At 41.2% G+C, this 19,165-nt stretch carries 15 protein-coding genes; 13 read left to right on the forward strand and 2 right to left on the reverse strand.

Going from position 1 to position 19,165, the window contains the following annotated elements; all coding sequences use genetic code 11:
• Nucleotides 1-603: 603 nt before the first annotated feature.
• The 7 genes from V7L01_RS01095 to V7L01_RS01125 all read left to right on the forward strand — a co-directional run bounded on the left by V7L01_RS01095 (nucleotide 604) and on the right by V7L01_RS01125 (nucleotide 11,182).
• Nucleotides 604-2,814, forward strand: a complete 2,211-nt coding sequence (locus V7L01_RS01095; RefSeq protein WP_335031101.1) for a bifunctional diguanylate cyclase/phosphodiesterase — start codon at nucleotides 604-606, stop codon at nucleotides 2,812-2,814.
• Nucleotides 2,815-3,055: 241 nt separating this feature from the next.
• The gene (locus V7L01_RS01100; protein ID WP_335031103.1) at nucleotides 3,056-4,261 is read left to right on the forward strand and encodes a hypothetical protein; all 1,206 of its coding nucleotides are present in this window, start codon (nucleotides 3,056-3,058) and stop codon (nucleotides 4,259-4,261) included.
• An 83-nt stretch (nucleotides 4,262-4,344) separates the two neighbouring features.
• Complete coding sequence (locus tag V7L01_RS01105) at nucleotides 4,345-6,522, forward strand: serine/threonine-protein kinase (protein WP_335031105.1); 2,178 nt, start codon at nucleotides 4,345-4,347, stop codon at nucleotides 6,520-6,522.
• A gap of 133 nt (nucleotides 6,523-6,655) precedes the next feature.
• On the forward strand, nucleotides 6,656-7,603 hold the full coding sequence (locus V7L01_RS01110; protein ID WP_335031107.1) for a PP2C family serine/threonine-protein phosphatase: 948 nt from the start codon (nucleotides 6,656-6,658) through the stop codon (nucleotides 7,601-7,603).
• Nucleotides 7,604-7,731: 128 nt separating this feature from the next.
• Nucleotides 7,732-9,015, forward strand: a complete 1,284-nt coding sequence (locus V7L01_RS01115) for a vWA domain-containing protein (RefSeq protein WP_335031109.1) — start codon at nucleotides 7,732-7,734, stop codon at nucleotides 9,013-9,015.
• 56 nt (nucleotides 9,016-9,071) lie between these two features.
• Nucleotides 9,072-9,785, forward strand: coding sequence for an FHA domain-containing protein (locus tag V7L01_RS01120; RefSeq protein ID WP_335031111.1), 714 nt, complete (start codon nucleotides 9,072-9,074; stop codon nucleotides 9,783-9,785).
• Nucleotides 9,786-9,802: 17 nt separating this feature from the next.
• Nucleotides 9,803-11,182, forward strand: a complete 1,380-nt coding sequence (locus V7L01_RS01125) for a hypothetical protein (RefSeq protein ID WP_335031112.1) — start codon at nucleotides 9,803-9,805, stop codon at nucleotides 11,180-11,182.
• A gap of 30 nt (nucleotides 11,183-11,212) precedes the next feature.
• Here the strand turns inward: V7L01_RS01125 and V7L01_RS01130 are convergent, their stop codons facing one another.
• Together V7L01_RS01130 and V7L01_RS01135 are read right to left on the reverse strand one after the other, a co-directional pair.
• On the reverse strand, nucleotides 11,213-12,517 hold the full coding sequence (locus V7L01_RS01130; protein ID WP_335031114.1) for a sensor histidine kinase: 1,305 nt from the start codon (nucleotides 12,515-12,517) through the stop codon (nucleotides 11,213-11,215).
• A 336-nt stretch (nucleotides 12,518-12,853) separates the two neighbouring features.
• Nucleotides 12,854-13,417, reverse strand: coding sequence for a hypothetical protein (locus tag V7L01_RS01135; RefSeq protein WP_335031116.1), 564 nt, complete (start codon nucleotides 13,415-13,417; stop codon nucleotides 12,854-12,856).
• A gap of 282 nt (nucleotides 13,418-13,699) precedes the next feature.
• Here V7L01_RS01135 and V7L01_RS01140 point away from each other — a divergent pair, with 282 nt between their 5' ends.
• The 6 genes from V7L01_RS01140 to V7L01_RS01165 all read left to right on the forward strand — a co-directional run bounded on the left by V7L01_RS01140 (nucleotide 13,700) and on the right by V7L01_RS01165 (nucleotide 19,104).
• The gene (locus V7L01_RS01140) at nucleotides 13,700-15,373 is read left to right on the forward strand and encodes an alpha-amylase family glycosyl hydrolase (RefSeq protein ID WP_335031118.1); all 1,674 of its coding nucleotides are present in this window, start codon (nucleotides 13,700-13,702) and stop codon (nucleotides 15,371-15,373) included.
• 35 nt (nucleotides 15,374-15,408) lie between these two features.
• Nucleotides 15,409-15,588 (forward strand): hypothetical protein, encoded by a 180-nt coding sequence (locus V7L01_RS01145; RefSeq protein WP_335031120.1) that lies wholly within the window; start codon nucleotides 15,409-15,411, stop codon nucleotides 15,586-15,588.
• Between the two features lie 585 nt (nucleotides 15,589-16,173).
• Nucleotides 16,174-17,031 carry a sulfurtransferase gene (locus V7L01_RS01150; protein ID WP_335031122.1) on the forward strand — a complete coding sequence of 286 codons (858 nt, stop codon included), beginning with the start codon at nucleotides 16,174-16,176 and terminating at the stop codon, nucleotides 17,029-17,031.
• Nucleotides 17,032-17,361: 330 nt separating this feature from the next.
• Nucleotides 17,362-17,547 carry a hypothetical protein gene (locus V7L01_RS01155; RefSeq protein ID WP_335031124.1) on the forward strand — a complete coding sequence of 62 codons (186 nt, stop codon included), beginning with the start codon at nucleotides 17,362-17,364 and terminating at the stop codon, nucleotides 17,545-17,547.
• Nucleotides 17,548-17,719: 172 nt separating this feature from the next.
• Complete coding sequence (locus V7L01_RS01160; protein ID WP_335031126.1) at nucleotides 17,720-18,358, forward strand: MarC family protein; 639 nt, start codon at nucleotides 17,720-17,722, stop codon at nucleotides 18,356-18,358.
• A gap of 128 nt (nucleotides 18,359-18,486) precedes the next feature.
• Nucleotides 18,487-19,104: a GUN4 domain-containing protein gene (locus tag V7L01_RS01165; RefSeq protein WP_335031127.1), complete on the forward strand. Its 618-nt coding sequence runs from the start codon at nucleotides 18,487-18,489 to the stop codon at nucleotides 19,102-19,104.
• The last annotated feature ends 61 nt before the right edge of the window (nucleotides 19,105-19,165 follow it).

Here is a 19,165-nt window from a genome sequence, read left to right on the forward strand (position 1 = left end):
TATTTCTGACTGGTAACGAGGCAGGGCAAGGCTTTTAGCTTAACAAGCCTGCACTGCATATGATAGTCAATGTGTAAAGTGCGTAAGTCCTACAAAATTTCCGCGCCGCTTGTAGTACCGCTGTGACAAATACTTGCGTCAGTCGCGTTTGGTATAATTTATCTAATACTCGAAGCTTTTGTTGTTTATTAAGACTAGATTCCTTCTTAAGGAATATATCTTTACCCTTAATCAATCGAGCTATAAATTATACCTAATTGGACTGACTTTATTTTTTCGGTAACTTTAATTGTTAATATAATTACTCGTTAACCTTCTTTATTACACGAAATATATCGATAATTACTCGTTAACCTTCTTTATTAGACGAAATATATCGTGTGTGTCAGCGTAGCTGGGATTATCTATCACAAACATTTTTTGAATTGGTATTACTTGAGAACTTAGGATAAATTTGGGAATGTGTTGGTGACTTACCAACTTAGCTAAATTATTCAATTTACCTAACTCATCAAATCTTCATGTATTTGAAGTATAGTTTATCTTTTACAGTAAAAATAATGGGAATAATAAAATAAATCGGATTAAGCAAATTAGTTAGCTATGAGCCAAATATGTCCTATCTCCAAAACCTGTGCTTGTCGCAATGTTGCACCCTGCCGGACTAAGGAGGCAGGTAGGCTCTTTCTCTGGTTCCCCGTTCCACATACCCTAAAAAAAGTCACCTCCTACCTACAGCAGTTTGCCCTTAAGTATGAACTGATGCACGAGCGACCAGGTTTGAGTTTGGACTGTAGACCCGGACAGTCTTTAGAAATTGCCTATAACCTGGCCCAACTACTTGCACCAAGAGAATTAAAAGAGACGCAAGTCCTTTTCATTCGAGGCGCTACCCAACCTCAACTCCACGATTTTAGCGACATAAGCTCATTACAACGCTTCATTAAGTTCAACCAATCCGACTGGCTGGTTGAAATGCTGGCAACGGAACGATTCACCAGTTACTTTCAACCAATTGTCTCAATTAACAATACATCGGAGATTTTTGGATATGAATCGCTCTTGCGAGGAGTGGATGAAAAAGGCAATTTAGTGCTACCGACACCAATTCTGGAATTAGCAACCGAAGCTGGACTCTTACCACAACTCGACCAAGTGGCTCGCCTCAGCACAATCACTCAATTCAGCCGCCATCAAGTGAGTGGGCATATCTTCATCAATTTTTCACCAACGTCACTTTATGACCCAGCTTTTTGCCTACGGACTACGGTAGAGGCAATTGATACTGCCGGCATTTCTCACGATCGGGTTATTTTTGAAGTCGTGGAGTCAGACAAACCTCAAGATTTAACCCATCTCAAGACAGTACTTAAATACTACCGAGATGCTGGGTTTTTAGTCGCCCTTGATGACCTCGGTTCTGGCTATTCTAGCCTAAACTTGCTGCATCAGTTACGTCCAGACTTTATCAAGCTGGACATGGAGTTAATTCGAGATGTGCATCAAAACCTGTACAAAGCCTCGATTACTGAGAAACTTCTAGAGATTACTCAAAAGTTAAATATCCAGACCGTTGCTGAAGGAATTGAGTGCATTGAGGAACTGAACTGGCTGCGAAACCGAGGTGCAACTCTTGCTCAAGGCTATTTGATTGGTAAACCCAGTGCAGTACCTGTCACTATAACTCCTCGCCTCGATCCGATCGCATTAATAGCATCAGCAAATTCTAAGGTGATTGGACAGCAAGTTCAACACCAAAGCGAGTCTGAGCGAATTGTTGCGGCTGTGACGCAGCGCATTCGACAATCGTTGGAGTTAGACGAGATTTTGCAAACCACAGCAGCCGAAGTCCGACAACTGTTTGAGGTAGACCGAGTGCTGATTTACCAGTTTCAGCCAGACTGGAGTGGGTTAGTTGCTGTAGAATCCTTAGCAGAAGAGTGCATGTCAATTCTGGGATTTCACGTCATGGATACATGCTTTCAATCCACGGGGGCAGCCTACTATCAACAAGGTAACACCAGAGCGATCGAAGACGTTGAAAATGCGAGACTATCGCCGTGTCATGTTGACCTCCTCCGAAGTTTGCAAATCCGAGCAAATCTTGTTGTGCCCATTTTGCAGCAAGAGCGTTTGTGGGGACTATTAATCGCTCACCAATGCCGTAGTCCCAGACAATGGCAGCAATCTGAGATTAACTTGTTTACCCAGTTAGCAGGTCAAGCTGCGATCGCTATTCAGCAATCAGAACTTTACCGCCAATTACAACAAGCAAACCAAGAATTACAGCGCCTTGCCTGTTCGGATGGTCTAACCCAAGTGGCAAATCGTCGCTGCTTTGATGACACGTTCAACGCCGAGTGGCAACGGTTGGCACGAGAGCAAGGTTCGCTATCTTTGATTTTGTGTGATGTCGATTACTTTAAGCTTTACAACGATACGCATGGACATCTGGCAGGAGATGATGCACTCAGACAGGTTGCCAAGGCAATCTCTCAGGCAGTTAAACATCCCGCAGATTTAGTTGCTCGTTATGGTGGAGAAGAGTTTGCAGTCATTTTGCCGAATACTGATATCGAAAGGGCGATCGCAGTTGCAAGAGATATTCAAACTAATGTTAGTGCATTACAAATGCCTCATCCCCATTCTCAGGTCAGTGAATTCATCACCCTAAGCCTTGGTGTGGCAACCATCACTCCTCGTAGCCAATTAGCTCCTGCAACCTTAATTGCTGCTGCTGACCAAGGACTCTACCAGGCAAAAGCACAAGGAAGAAATTGTGTGGTGCAGATGGACTGTGAGGATGCTGACTGAATAATTACTAATTCATAATTCATAATTTAAAGACATTGTACAGAGTGAGTATTGGCATAGAATTAATCGCACTCGAAAGAAAAGAACGGAAATAAGATGCGTTTCCCCTGTGAGCCGCCAAAGCATCTGTTCAAATTTGCAAATGCCGTCTATGATGCGGTAGTACTTGGAGTTGCTTTAAAATAGCAAAACTTGACTTGTTTTCCCAGGTTCCTAAGCCTTTTATACAGCAGCGCTCGTTATGATAAGCGAAATCGATCGACTCTTAGCTGACTGGAAAAATAAAATTCAAGTAGTTAGCCAAAACCTGTTTGATTTACAAGAACTCCCAGTATATCAACGCCTTTGTGGGAGTCCTGGTTTTCCTAAAGTTCATTTGACAGGCATTACTGCTCAAAAAGTGACTCCAGCGTTGTCGGCAATGAACGATTTATTTCAGTATTTTGACCTATTGGTGCAAACAATAGATCGAGCCAGTAGATTGCGGCAGCAATTACCACGATTTTTGGCAACAGAGCAAAAAATCGATGAAATTAAACAACTATTAACAGGCACTTCGATTCATCTGTCTGTTGTGCAAACGCCATTAGCACAGAGAGAATTACTGACTGCGACTCAACAAGCAAACGCGATCGCTCCTGCACAATTATTAGAAGTAATGACTCAGGCTTTTTCTGTAGCCAGAGATGCAGTTCTAGCGGTTGATGCCGCTTGGACAAATCTAGAATTTATACTCAAAGATGCAGAATCGCAAATTATCTTAGGGCAAAATTTAGCCGCATCACTCAATCAAGCCTCTAGAAGTGAACTGGTACAAGCTCATGAAGCGATCGCTTCCCTACGAGAAAGAATCGAGCAAGATCCTTTAGGAGTGAGCGCAGAGATAGATCGGCAAATCAAACCTTTGTTGGCACAAGTTAAACTAGTCTTAGAGCAAGCCCAGAAACAACAGGCTCAGATACAAGAGAAACTAGCGATCGCTCACAATTTATTAGAACAATTAATTAAACTTCACTCACAATCTATTGCTACTTTTACGGAAAGCCAAGAAAAAGTTTTGTATCTAACACAGCACGCTCCATTAGCCCAAGAGCAGATAGATGCCCTTAGCCAATGGCTCACCCGCTTACAAAACAAGCTAGAGGAGGGTTTAGTTAGTCCAATTATGCTCGGTTTAGATAATTGGATTGCCAAAGCCAGAGAATACATAACTGTAGAACAACAGACATACACAGCTAATAGTACTTTGTTACAAACTCGTCGGGAGTTACGCGGACGACTGGATGCCCTCAAAGCGAAAGCCTTAGCGCGGGGATTGATTGAAGATATTAACTTGGTTGATTTGGCCGAAAAAGCAACACAATTCCTCTATATGCGCCCAACTCCATTAGACAAGGCATCGGAATTAGTTTCCCAATATGAAAAACGTTTAAACAGCCAATTCTAGGGGAACAATAAAGCAGATATCTGGTGAAAAAGACCGGGAGAAGAATAGCCAATGATTTATGACTATAGATTTAGGAGACTTCAATGAACAGTCTTCGCTGTCTGCGGAATGGATGTACTGGCACTATTGAAGATGACTACTGTAATGTCTGTGGGTTAGCAGCATTAAAATCTCTTGATGTCAGCCAGAAGCAAAATGCCTCACAAACACTCAGAAGTTCGCCAATTACCACAGCCACAGGTTCCTCTCCATTAACCAATCGTTCCAAGGGTTCGCGGCGTACCAGTAGCACTTCTGCCCGTAATAGCCGCAGACAACTAGGAGCAGGATTAACTTCTGTACCAGAACTACCTTCAACAGAACCAGAAAACGCGATTATTCCTAACCCAATGGTGCCGGAGAATAAACGCTTTTGTAGTAATTGCAATCATTCTTTGCGACGAGAAAACGGATTTTGCAGCAAGTGTGGGCAGAAGTATTCTTTTATTCCAACTCTGAAGCCTGGGGATTTAGTTGTCGGGCAATACGAAGTCAAAGGAGCGATCGCCTATGGTGGTTTAGGATGGATTTATTTAGGCTTCGATAAAACTTTATCTCGCTATGTGGTGCTGAAAGGATTGCTCAACAGCGAAGACGCATCCAGTGCAGCCGTCGCTGTGGCAGAAAGACAATTCCTAGCAGTAGTAAAACACTCCAATATCGTGGGAATTTATAATTTCGTCAACCACGGTAACGAAGGTTTTATCATCATGGAGTATGTGGGCGGTAAAACCCTCAAAGAAATCCGCAAAACTCGCGGGGCGTTACCCGTCGCAGAAGCGATCGCATATATTCACCGCATCTTGGCAGCTTTTGCCTATCTACATTCCTTGGGGTTGGTATACTGCGACTTCAAGCCAGATAACATCATTGTCGAAGACAACGACGTAAAATTAATCGACTTGGGTGGCGTTCGTCGCGTTGACGATCCCGATGGTGATATTTACGGTACAGTCGGCTATAGCGCTCCCGAAGCAGGCGAAGGGCCAACAATCGTTTCCGATTTATTTACCATTGGCAGAACTTTGGCGGTGCTACTCGTCGAGATTAAAGGTTTTAGTAAAGAACATTTATACACACTTCCCAGCCCCCAAGAAGAACCTTTATTTGCCCAACAAGAATCACTGTATCGCTTTCTGATTAAAGCCACCGCCGAAAATCCTGATGACCGATTTCAGTCAGCCGATGAAATGGCAGATCAGTTATTGGGTGTACTGCGGGAAGTTGTCGCCATCTCAACCAATATTCCCCGTCCCGCCACCAGTAATCTGTTTGGCGGCGATATGTTGGCCATTACCCACAGTGGAAGTTTTGAACCAATTAAGCCAGAATATCAGCAATTACCTATACCAATATTAGATGCTAGCGATCCGGGCTTTAATGCAGTGCTAAATGCCAGCGCGATCGCCGATCCAGTCCATCGAGCCGTCGGTTTAGATGTTGTTGTCAAGCAATTCCCGAAATCAAGTGAAGCATTGTTGCGCTTGGCAAATACCTTAATTGATACCAATGATTATGAAGAAGCAGAACAAGCTATAGCCCAAGTCGTAGCCAAAGATCCTTGGGATTGGCGGATCTTTTGGTATCGCGGGCGATCGCTGATGGCGCAAAATAAACCCATAGAGGCGCAGAAAGCATTTGACCAAGTTTATTTTGATTTACCAGGAGAATTAGCTCCCAAACTGGCGCTGGCATTAGCCGCAGAACTTGCCGAAAATTACCAATTCGCAATTAAAATGTATAATTTGGTATCGCGCACCGATCCCAGTTATGTATCAGCAGCTTTTGGGTTAGCACGTTGCTTTTGTGCCACTGGAAATCGCAACGATGCTGTGGCAGCTTTGGAAAATATACCGCAAACTTCTAATTTACATACACGAGCGCGAGTAGAAATTGCCCGGACTTTAATTAATAGCGATCGCTCGGCTCCAAGTACTCAAGAACTCAAAGCCGCTTCTGTCGCCATTGAAGCACTGACTTTAGTTGGTAGCGATCGCTATCGTCTGACTAAACAAGTATTAGAAACTGCTCTCAATTTAATCGCCTCACGCCAACTCCAAGCTACTGCTGATTTAACAATTTTGGGACAGCCATTACAAGAAGTACATCTGAGAAAGGGATTGGAAAAAGCCTTACGCGATATGGCGCACCTCGCAACTCAAGACGAAAAAATCTCTTTAGTCGATGAAGCTAATCGGGTACGTCCCAGAACCCTAATTTAAATAATTCGTAATTCGTAATTCGTAATTCGTAATTAAATTTTTCTTCTTTCCTTCTTCCTTCGCGCTCTTTGCGTCCTTTGCGGTTCGTTCCTTTTTTCATCTGTATTTGACAGACCACTAATGAGGGGAAATTATGCAGTGTATATGCGGTGCATCCATCTTAGCTGATGATAAATTTTGTGAAGAATGCGGTACGCCCTTAACGGCTAGCAAACCGCCAACTGCGATCGATAAATGTGAAAAATGTGGTGCAGGAATCGATCCTGAAGGCTACTGTTGCCAATGTGGATTTCGTCAAGAACCACCAGTACATGATTGGTTAGAAGTAATAATTAATTCACAGCTAGCCGGAATTAGCGATCGCGGACTCAAACATAACCGCAATGAAGATTTCCTCGCTTTACAACAACTCAATGGCAGCCAGCCAAATATTCTCGTAGTTTGTGATGGAGTTTCTAGCTCCGAAAAACCTGACTTAGCAGCTCAAACTGCTGCTGAAAGTACCTGTCTAGCTCTAGCTAAGGCGTGGGAAACCGGGGAAAATCCCGATTCGGCAATTAAATCAGCTTTTGCTACTGCTTTAGCCAATGTATGTAATATTTCTTATAGAAATAGTGGAGATTTAGAACCGCCATCTACCACTATTGTGGCGGCAATTGTTCAACAAGACATCGCGACTATTGGCTGGTTAGGTGATAGTCGCGCTTACTGGATTTCTGCTCGCAGTTACCAACAATTGACTCAAGATGATTCCTGGTTAACTGAAGTAGTCGCAGCCGGAAAAATCAGCGAAGCAGAAGCTAGACAATCTTCCAAAGCTCACGCAATTACGCGCTGGCTGGGAGCCGATGCTGTTGAGGATGCTGTTCCCTCAATTGTGAAGTTTACTATTCCTGGTTCTGGATATCTGATTTTGTGTAGTGATGGATTGTGGAACTATACCTTAGATGCAGCACATTTAGCTAACCTAGTGCAGCGATCGCCCGATAAAGATGCGCTTGGCATATCTCGCACTCTTGTAGAGTTTGCTCGTAATCGTGGTGGACATGACAACATTACCGTTGCTGTTCTCTGTTTATGAATTAAACTCTCATACTCATAAAACAATACAGTTCAGTTGAGTATTTTTTCCTTCTCTTCCTCCTCTCTCTGTGTCCTCTGCGCCTCTGCGGTTCGTTAAAAAAACCCTATTCAAACAAACAAAACACTATGTCTCATCAATTTAAAGCCGAAGTTTTTCAAAACCAATATCTACCCCAAGGAGCCAGAGAAGTTGATGCCATTATGACTATTACCGTCGAAAAAGGTGATAGTGCGATCGCAACTGAACGCAATGGCAGACTTTTTGGCATCATCTGCGACACATCCGGTTCAATGGGAGGTGACAAGATATATGCAGCCAAAGATGCAATGACCAAAATTGTAAAATTGCTCCCAGAGGATGCCCATTTCTTCATCGTCACCGGTGCTGGTAAAGCCACTGTAGTTTTTCCTGTTTCTCCAGCCACGACAGAAAAAAAGCAAGAAGCGATCGCAGCTATTAAGAGTACTGTAGCTAATGGTGGTACTCTCATGTCTACTTGGTTGGCTCAAGCCTTAACACAATTTAAAAAGATGCCTAGCGCAGTTCGCCAAGCCCTACTACTCACCGATGGGCAAAATGATGACTCTGATGAGAAATCCTTGAAGAAAGTTTTACTTGAATGTGAAGGTGTCTTTCAGTGCGACTGTCGGGGAGTCGGAACTGATTGGCGAGTTGTTCAACTTCAAGAAATTGCCAGCAAACTTTTAGGGACAACCGATATTATTCCCAACGCCGCAATGATTGAAAGTGACTTTCGTGCCATTTTGGAAAAAGCCATGAGTAAAAATGTCAGCGATGTCGCTTTACGTTTATGGACACCGCAAGGAGCCAAAGTCTTGTTTTGTAAACAAGTTAGTCCCGATATTGTTGACCTTACCCACCGCCATAAACCTGTCAAGCCTCAGATGGTTGATTACCCCACTGGAGCTTGGGGAAGTAACGAGTCTCGTGATTACCACTTCTGTATCGAAGTCAATCCAGGTAATATCGGCGATGAAATGTTAGCAGGTCGAGCTAGTTTAGTATACACCCTCAACGGCATAGAAACTAAAGTTGCAGAAGCACGTATTTTGGCAACCTGGACTGATGATGAAGCCAAATCTACCAAAATCGATCGGCGAGTTGCTCACTATACTGGACAAGCAGAACTGGCTCAGTCAATTCAAGAAGGATTGGAAGCTCGTGCTAGAAATGATATTGAGCTTGCTACTGCCAAATTAGGCAAGGCAGTAAAACTAGCCCATGAATCAGGGAATGAAGCCACAGCCAAACTGTTGAAAACCGTAGTTGAGGTAGAAGATGCACCGACAGGAACAGTCCGGTTGAAGCGAGAAGTAGCCAAAGAAGATGCAATGGCATTGGAAACACGTTCTACAAAAACTACTCGAATTTCTAAATCTCCGAATTAGTTGTTATTGGTAAATCCAAACGACTTATGCCAGGTTAAAAAATTACTTCAGTAACTATGTCAATCTATAAATGTCCTAAAGGACATGAATCAACTGAATTAGATTTTTGTTCGGAGTGCGGTACTAAAATTTTGGGTGTACCTGAACTTCAATTCGCCCAAACAACAATTGACTCAACAGTAACGCCAACCAAAGCCACAGAAACTTGTCCAGATTGTAGCACCGTCCATGAATCAAACAGTGGCAATTTTTGTGAAATTTGTGGTTACAACTTCGTCACTGGGGCGCATGGTGAAGTACCCATTGTCAAACCCACCCAAGAAGAAATGGGTACGATGCGACAGGCGAATACCAATAGTTCTGGTTCTGCATCAATAGATTCCCAATTGTCAGTAGTTGATTGGGAGGTAGTTGTCTGTATCGACCCATCTTTACGCCATCCCGAAAGTCCAGAACCACCGATAAATCAACCACCAATTACATTTCATCTTAATAAGGCAATTAACCTAATTGGTCGCAATAGTCAAGTCAGAGCAATTCATCCAGAAATTGCTTTAGATTTTGATGATGCTGTCTCACACCGCCATGCCTTGCTTACCCTGGAGACAGACAATACATTAACACTGCGTGATATTGGTTCTTCTAATGGTACGCAATTAAAAGCTGTGGAATTGAAGCCGATGGTAGACGTAAAAGTTCAGGATGGAGACGAATTTACCCTTGGACATTGGACTCGGATCGCGGTGAAAGCTGTTCGGAAATTAGGATAAACCTGCAAATAAAATATATGAGTAAAATCATTGCTCTTTTAAGTAAGAAAAATTATAAATTGACGACTCCAGAACGGCTCAAGATCGGATTATACTTAACCGGAGCAACCAGTTTACTGTTACTAATTGCTATTATTAGCGCAGTTCAAGGGCAAAGACACGCGATCGCAACCGTTGGTGAAAATTCCACACCCAGCATCGTCACTGCTCAACGTCTCAAGGACGCATTTACCGGTATGGATGCTAACGTCGCTGATGAACTTTTAGTACCACCAGGACAAAATCAAGATGCAGTCAAAGGTTACGAAGAGCGATACCAAAGAGCTGCTGAAAGATTAGTCACTGCTGCTGAGAATATCAGCTACGCAGATAAAGAGCGAAAACCCATTCAGACGATGCAACTCGGCTTAGGTAACTATATAGCCCAAATTCAGCAGGCACGAGATTTTCACGCCCGCGGTGATACTAACGCTATGCTGGTTGCTTACCGCGCATCTGCGGAACTTATGGATAAAACGTTACTGCCAGCAGCTGACGAGTTAGATAAAGTAAATATACAAATTTTAGAAGAAACTTATACCAAACAAAAGGCTGTTGCTAATAATTCTTCGATCTTAATTTTTGTTGCTGGTGCAGCACTGCTGATTGTGCTAATAGGGATTCAGATATTTCTGAGTCAAAAGATGCGCCGCACGCTCAATCCTATGTTGTTGGCTGCGACAGCGATCGCCTTGGCTTTATTAACTCATACAACAGGAACGTTGCAGACTGCTGCGGAAAATCTCAGGACGGCTAAAGAAGATGCGTTCAATTCTATGCACATTCTCCGACAAGCTCGTGCTGCTGCCTACATCGCTAATACTGCCGAAAGCCGCTATTTGCTTGACCCTGCTTTTGCTACCACCTACGAACAGGCTTTTTTCAGCAATATAGCTCAAATTGCCCAAATACCACAGGGACAAACTGCTGAAACTATAGCATCTGCCTATAATTCTCAGGGTAAAAATATAGATGGTTTTAAAGGTTACATTGCTGACGAACTAAATAATATCACCTTCCCAGGCGAGAAAGAAGCCACACTCCTCAGTCTCGTTACTTTGGGTAAATACCTTGCTATTGACCAACAAATTCGCTTGTTAGAGCGCAGTGGCAAACATCAAGACGCGATCGCTCTGTGCGTAGGAAAGAAGCCTGGACAGTCCAACTGGCTGTTTGAAGAGTTCAAAAAAGCTAATGGAAAGACATTTGATATCAACCAAGCAGTCTTCGATCGGGAAATTCAGCAAGGTTTGAGCAATATAGATGGTTTTGAGATTAAAACAGCGATCGCAGTCAGTACAGTTGTGCTTCTAAGTTTCTTTGGATTGTTACCGCGTCTCAAAGAATACTCAAATTGAGATGATAATAAACGGAATCCCAATGTACCATCAATAGAACTCGTTCCTAATCGGAATCTGGATCTGAAACTCTGTGCCTTGAAGTGGTTGTGTAATACACTTCAACTGACCACCATGCTTGTCTACAATTTGATAGCTAATTGACATTCCTAAACCTGTACCTGAACCAACAGGTTTAGTTGTAAAAAACGGGTCAAAGATTTTTTGCCTTATTTTTTCTGTCATCCCACAGCCATTGTCAATAAATCGAATCAATACTTTATTACTATCTAAAACTTCAGTAGCAATGCGGATTTGGGGATTGTTATTCGTTGGCTGCTTATTTGCAGTTTTTATAATATTGCTCTCTGGCAATGGACAACCGACTACTGAGTCTCTTAAAGTATCAATGGCATTAGTTAGAAGGTTCAAAAATACCTGATTAAGTTGCCCAGGATAGCAATCGACTTCAGGAAGATCGGCATATTCTTTAATAACTTCAATATCTGGATATTTGCCTTCACTTTTTAATTTATTTCCCAAAATTAAGAGAGTACTATTAATACCTTCATGAAGATCGACTCTTTTTATGTCGGCTTCATCTAGCCTCGAAAAATTCCGTAATGATAAAACAATCTCGCATATCCGTTCAGATCCTATTTTTATTGAAGATAAGATTTTTGGTAAATCTTCTTTAACAAAGTCGAATTCTATTGTCTCAGCTAAAATCTGAGCTTTTGATAGGGGTTGTGGGTAGCATTCTTGATAAACTGAGATTAATTTAAACAAATTCTCAGTATATTCATTGGCAATGGAAATATTACCATAAATGAAACTAACAGGGTTGTTAATTTCATGGGCAATGCCTGCAACTAACTGCCCTAAAGAAGACATTTTTTCAGTTTGAATAAGTTGAGTTTGCGTATCTGCAAGTTCTTTCAGAGTAAGTTTTAGTTGACTGTTAGCTACTTCTAGTTGTGCTGGACTTGGCAAAGCTAGCGCCTGGGGAATTATCGGGACTAATGTGAAAGCTGTATAAACCGATATCAAAGCAGTCAAAGCTTTTATAAAACCAGATAGCCAATAAGTTGGATGCCAAAGCGTCCAAATTTCCATTATGTGGGTTGTACCACAAAAGATAATGAAAGCTCCAAATAATAAAAGTATTGATTTAAAGGGTAAATCCTCACGCTTTCGGACAAAGTAAACAAGGGCTATGGGAATAGAGAAATAAGCAAGAGCAATTAAAGAATCTGATATAATGTGTAACCAAACTAAGTCTGTCTTCCAGAGGTAACAATGTCCATGTGGAATAAATAACCTATCTGTAAAAAAGTTTTGTAATAGTTCCCGCATATCTTAATTTTATATAATAAATTTCTTAAAAGATTAACAATAAATTATACATCCTAGATATAGAATTGTCTCTACTAGTAAAATAGAAAGCAGTAAATTATTTAATTATTGCTAGTTGCTATATCCAATGCGGTTCAGTTAAGGCTGTGCAATGCTTATTACGAGGAAAATAGCAGGATTATTTTGTGTTCCAGTACCTCTGTGTGGTATGCAATTGGCTGGCGGTGGTTAACTGAAATCACACTTTAGATCCAGTTAATTATGAATCTGGGTCAGGTTCGGTAAGCTAATCACAAATTTTGTTTCTTCGCCAGGGATAGAATTCACATCCAAAGTTCAATCATATTTTTCTACAACAATAGATTGAGCGATCGCTAACATCGGATCTTCCAACTTTGCCAGATACCACTCAACTTCTAAGCCGACAATATACTCCAAACCTCTTTGATGTAACTCTACCAATAATTGCCGCAAAATACCGCGACTGGAAAAGGGCATTGCCTGACCAGTTTGAAAGTACTCGTCACAGAGGATAAAACCAGTGCGTTTTGCCCAAGGCACAATTTTGAAGGTATGAGGGTCAGGAACAGCCACAAGATTTGGCGCACCTGTCATCTGAGACATATCTAAGCTACCGCCCTTCACAAAGGGGTTAAATACTATTGCACCACCAGTATCAAACAGAAATGTCCCTGTGCTGATTTGCATACCGTTTTCTAAGGCGCTTAAAAATGCCTGGGGTAAGAGCGACTTGCTGCGAACAATGCCATGCTGGTCTGCCCAAGCGGTACGAATCAACAATAGATCCCGTTCTTTGACAACAGCCTCGATTTTTTCAGATGCTTCTTTTTGGATTTCTGTCCACAGGTGATGACGCTCAATAAATCCAGGTCTTTTCATTTACATTGCCTAATCATGTTCAACTGTTTGTGCCGTTAGTTTGAAATTATCTTTTATCAGGCGCTTCCATTCTTGGCGAGCGTGATTTGATTTTCGGGCAGTGGTTAAATCGGGATGAGGCATTAAACTATGATTCTGTGTTAATCACTAATAATATAGTGTCGAACACACCAGTCATTGACACCTTGACACAATCCACACTTAAGAAAGAAGCTGAAAATCATTTATGATTATACAATAATTTTATTGGCTGTATTTATAGAAGATTAGAAAAAGCTGAAAATGGCAAATTTAACTGAATTTACATTATTTGCTCCTCGCAACAAAGGAGCAGCTTTAATTGGGTCTTTTTCTGATTGGAAAGAAATCCCAATGTCGAAAGGTGAAGATGGATATTTCCGCACTCAAATAAAACTGGAAGATGGCATTTATCAATATAAATTTCGCGTTCAAACCAAAAGTCCAAATTTTAAACCTGATGAATGGATAGATGTCATCGATCCGAAAGCAACAGATGTAAATGAAACAGAAAAATACAGCATAGTCCGTGTTAAAGATGGGCAACGAATTGTTGATACTTACGTTTGGCAATACGATAAAATGCCGTTGCCTGACAATCGGGAATTAGTCATATATGAAATGCACGTTGCTGATTTTACTGGCGATGAAGTTGATTCTGACAAACGAGGCAAATATCCTGGAATAATTGCTAAGTTAGATTATCTTTGCGAATTGGGAATTAATGCAATTGAATTAATGCCAGTTAATGAGTACCCTGGTGATTATAACTGGGGTTATAAAGTTCGCCACTTCTTTGCTACAGAATCTAGTTACGGTTCAACAGAAGATTTAAAGCAGTTAATTGACGAGTGTCATGGTAGAGGCATTCGCGTATTCATGGATGGAATTTATAACCACACAGATGAAGAATGCCCCTTAATGCTGATTGACCGAAATTACTGGTACTACGAACACAAGCATTATCCTGAAGACCCAGATAATTACTGGGGGCCAGAGTTTAATTATGATAATTATGACAAAAAGTTAAATTTTAAGCCTGCATGGGAATACATCGGCGATGTGGTAAAATTTTGGATTCAGGAGTATCACATTGATGGCATTCGCTTTGATGCAGTGCGCCAATTGGCTAACTTTGAATTTCTCAATTGGCTGACTAAGCAAGCAAAAGATCGTGCTGCACCCAAGCAGTTTTACAACATTGCTGAACACATTCCCGATACAAAGACTGTAGTCAAACCAGATGGGCCATTAGATGCTTGTTGGCATGAGAGCTTTCGCTACTTTATAGTTCCATATATTTGTGGGAAATCATTTGAATTAGAACAACTCAAGCAGATTTTAGATCCCAAACAGCAGGGTTATGCGATCGCTACCAATGTGATAAATTATTTGGCAACCCACGATCGCGAACGTGTATTACGAGAATTAGGCAATTGCGGCATCTTTGATGCAGCCGCATTTGAACGAGCGAAGTTAGCAGCTACTCTGTTAATGACAGCGATGGGTATACCGATGCTATGGATGGGAGAAGAGTTTGGCGAATACCAGCAAAAAAGCGAAGATGTTACTAAGCCGCAGAAGATTACTTGGTCTTTGTTGTCAGGCGACCAGAATCATGATTTATTTGAGTATTATCAAAAGCTTATTGCTCTACGCAAGCAAACCCCAGCTTTGCAAAGTGACAATATTAACTTTTTCTACGAAAATGCGGCTCACAAAGTGCTGGCTTATACCCGTTGGGATGAGCAAAATTCTCATGTCATCGTCGTGGTAAATTTCTCCGAGCAGAATCTAAATCAATATAAAATTTCCGACTTCCCAAGTACTGAGTATTGGCGAGATTGGGTTGGTAATCGGGAAGTAGAATCTGGAGAAGATGGTTTAGTCACTGACTTACCAAGCTATACAGCTAAGATATTTGTTAATCAACTGTGAAGGGGTAACTGAAATCAAAATAGAAAGAAAAGGGTATGATTGATCGCGATGGGAGCATCTCACCTTTGCAAATATACTTGGCGATTAGAAATCGCGGCTACACAAACCAAGTCCGCCTGCGCGGACTCAAGAAATTGGAAACCCACGGAGGTGGGTTTTGTTTGTATAGCCGCGAATTCTATTCGCCAGGTCTAGATATATTTTTACGAAAGTGAGATGCTCCCGATCGCGATCGCCTTTTCAAAGAATTACTATCTACATTTTTTGTTGAGTTTCTCGATTTATTTCTACCTCAAGTAGCCAGCCAAATAGACTGGAGTTCTATTCAGTTTTTACCCCAAGAAGTGTTTACTGATGTCACCTTTGGCGAAAAGAAGGAAATTAAGTTACTGGCTCAGGTGCGTTATTCGCAGCAAACTTGTTTTTTAATTCAGCTTGAAAATCAATCTTACACTGATAAGTAGGTAGACATAATTAAATATAAAATAAATTCCTAGTTTGCAGTGAGCGATTTATCGCTCAGAGCAAGGATTACCAGGACTAAAGTCCTTACTACAAACTTTAAATTTATTTATGCCTAGATACTTACAGCATTTGCAAAGCGGATATTTAAGTATTTTGCACGTCTGCATGAAAAATATGATTTAGCAATTTACCCATAACTCTCTATAAAAGTAGCCGAAGAACCACAAAAGTTCTCTGGTAACATTCAACATTCATGCTTCTGTGATTTTGATTCCCAAACACAAATCTACCAAGCACGATAATGGCTAATGGTACGATAACATCAGCATGAAAGCGTGAATACAAAACTCCTCATCTCTCCTCAACAACTCACGTCTCTGTTAGCCCAAAATTCATTACAGACTGTCATTATCGATACGCGAACTCTAGAAGAGTATGCTATTTCTCATATTCCTCAATCCATAAACATTAGAGATTTTTTTACCTATCTTTTAGACAGTTCCTACCCAGCAGGATTAAAAAAATTACAAGAGTATTTTGCAGAAATTATGAGCAACCTGGGAATATCGGGTGCGGAACAGTTGATTGTCTATGAAGATACTTTAAATAAAGGTTATGGTCAATCTTGTCGAGCAGCTTTCTTACTGAAATATTTGGGTTGTGCTCAGGTATCTATCTTACACGGAGGATATAGAGCATGGCTCAGGGCGGCATTACCTACTACCGATGAAGTACCATTACGTGAAAGCAGCATATTTAGATTGCATCCCAACGCTGACATAATGGTGACTACCGCCGAGATGTTAGAAGCAATCGACAATCCAGCAATTATTAAATTAGATGTGCGCGACAGCTCAGAATGGCTTGGGTTGAGTTCTTCTCCCTATGCTGTTGATTTTTGTCCTCGCAAAGGGAGAATACCTAACGCTGTATGGCTAGAATGGCATCGTCTAATGACATCTGATTCGGAAATCCCCACGTTTCGATCGCCAGATGAAATCCGAGAAATTTGCCACTCAGTAGGTATTACTTCCGAGTCCATTGTGTACATTTACTGCTTTAAGGGTTCAAGGGCTGCTAATACATTGATAGCCCTTGAAGAGGCGGGAATTTCCGCCAGAAATTATTTTGGCTCTTGGAATGAATGGTCTTGCGATTTTTCACTACCGATTGATAGCAGAGTCATACAATGAGCGTGTAAGCTTGCTGATAATTAGCGGTGCCTACGCTCTTTGGGCTTTCCTTTAAGAAAAATTGAAGTTACACCGCCATGTTTCAAGGTTCTGGCAATTTGGCATCACAACTCTCTGAATTGCCGTTTAAATGAGATATCAACAGAACAGAACAGCCACAAATCGCCAGTTGTTGATCCAACGCTGTAGAAGAACAAGAGCAGCCAACTTACAGCGCTCGGTCATCGCTTCATTACAACTGGTTAGTAATGTACTAGAAAATAAATAGTAAATGTACAATGGCGTGCCCGCCCAATTCAAGCGCATAGCTTACCGCCTTCGGGATTGCTGTTGAGTTTTCCTCGCTTGATTAGAGCGATCGCGGGAGCATCCTCTAAGAACAGGGTGGGGCGCGATCGCGTACCCACCCGCAGCCTGACTTTTCACGGTATCTGGAAAACCTCACTTCTATTTCTCTCGTCCTTTAAGGAGAGAGACTTTGAATTTTCCCCCTTCCCGCGACGAGTTGGGGGTTAGGGGGTTAGGTCAATCGTTGGCTTTTCCACATAACGTGAAAAGTCAGACCCGCAGCAAGCATTGCATCGGTGGTTCTTGGAGTTTTTCGTGAAAGCAGTAAAGTGGGTGCAACCACACCCCCACTGTCTGCTAAACTCTGCTTCTAGGAAACCCAGATATCCAAATATTGATAATGTCGTTAATTCCAAATACATTAGCAACCTTTGTGGCTCTTTTCCCAATCGCCAATCCAATCGGTGCAGTTCCGGTTTTTTACAGCTTAACAGCGAGGGAAACATCATCTGAGCGTCATCAGCAGGCGATACAAACTGCCATAAATGTAGTCTTAGTTTTAGCTGTATTTTTACTAGCTGGCAGGTGGATTCTAGAATTTTTTGGAATCTCATTAAATGTGCTACGGCTGGCAGGGGGATTACTTGTTGCTCATACAGCCTGGGAAATGGTTACAGCCCGTCAACGACTAACTCCATCAGAAAATGATGAGGCTATAGATAAAGAAGATATTTCTTTTACACCAATGGCAGTGCCATTAATCAGTGGGCCTGGAGCAATTGGGGTAGTAACGAGTTTATCGATTAGTTTTAAGCATTGGGTAGACTATCTTGAGTCTTTAGCGGGAATTATTTTAATAGGTATAAGCCTTTATCTGTGCCTGTCCTTAGGAGAACCACTTATTAGGAAGTTAGGAAAAAATGGTGTGGGAGCCTTAAATCGAGTTTTTGGTTTTTTCATCTTAGCAATTGGTGTGCGGTTTATTGCCGATGGCTCTATTTCCTTGTTGAAAGAGGCGTTCCATATTCAAATAAAATAGTCTTTAACTATAATGCTATAAAATACTGGACAAAATTATTGAAAATTAAACCGACACATACCCTCATATTCAACAATTAATGTTTGATTATTTTTGTAGATATTACAATAATTATAAATTGACAATAAATGTTAAAAATTACGCAAAAACTTACAATTTATAGCTTAAGTTTAGTTTTATGTATATGCTTACTTTGCTTATTTTATTGGCAATCTATAGAGGTTGATTATATTAAACTAGAACGTCTACTTTCAAAAGGACAATGGATGAAAGCAGATCGAGAAACTAGTAAAATCATGACTAAATTGACCAAAAAGGCAGTAGATGAGCGAACGTTTTTTGGTTATTCCACCTTAGACTTTCTTGGAGGAAGAAGATATGGTATTGCTTATTCAGGTCTTTACTTATGTCAAGACCTACAAAAAGTGGACGAACTTTGGTCAAAATATAGCCAAGGAAACTTTGGCTTTAAAGCACAAAGTAAAATTGCTCTGTCTTTTGCACCAAATTTCCATCAATTATCTAATGAAGGACGACCACTAACTCAGCAATTTGAGAAACAAGTAGGTTGGGAAGATAAAAAATATATTCGCACTAAACAATGGTATAGCCAATTTCAAAAACCTGAAAAAGCCAAAGGTTCTTTACCCTCAATAATTTGGTTACTGGACATACGGCAAAATATAAAACCCCTCAAAACTTACAATGTCATTTTAACTGTAGAACGTTTTCGCAATTGTAAGTAAGCAAGTAGCAATTGCTGCCCTCTGATTTCATTTGCAGTTCGTCTTCCTGTTCAGGCAATGA

The sequence above is a fragment of the Nostoc sp. genome, from assembly GCF_036917095.1.
Classification (GTDB): domain Bacteria; phylum Cyanobacteriota; class Cyanobacteriia; order Cyanobacteriales; family Nostocaceae; genus Nostoc.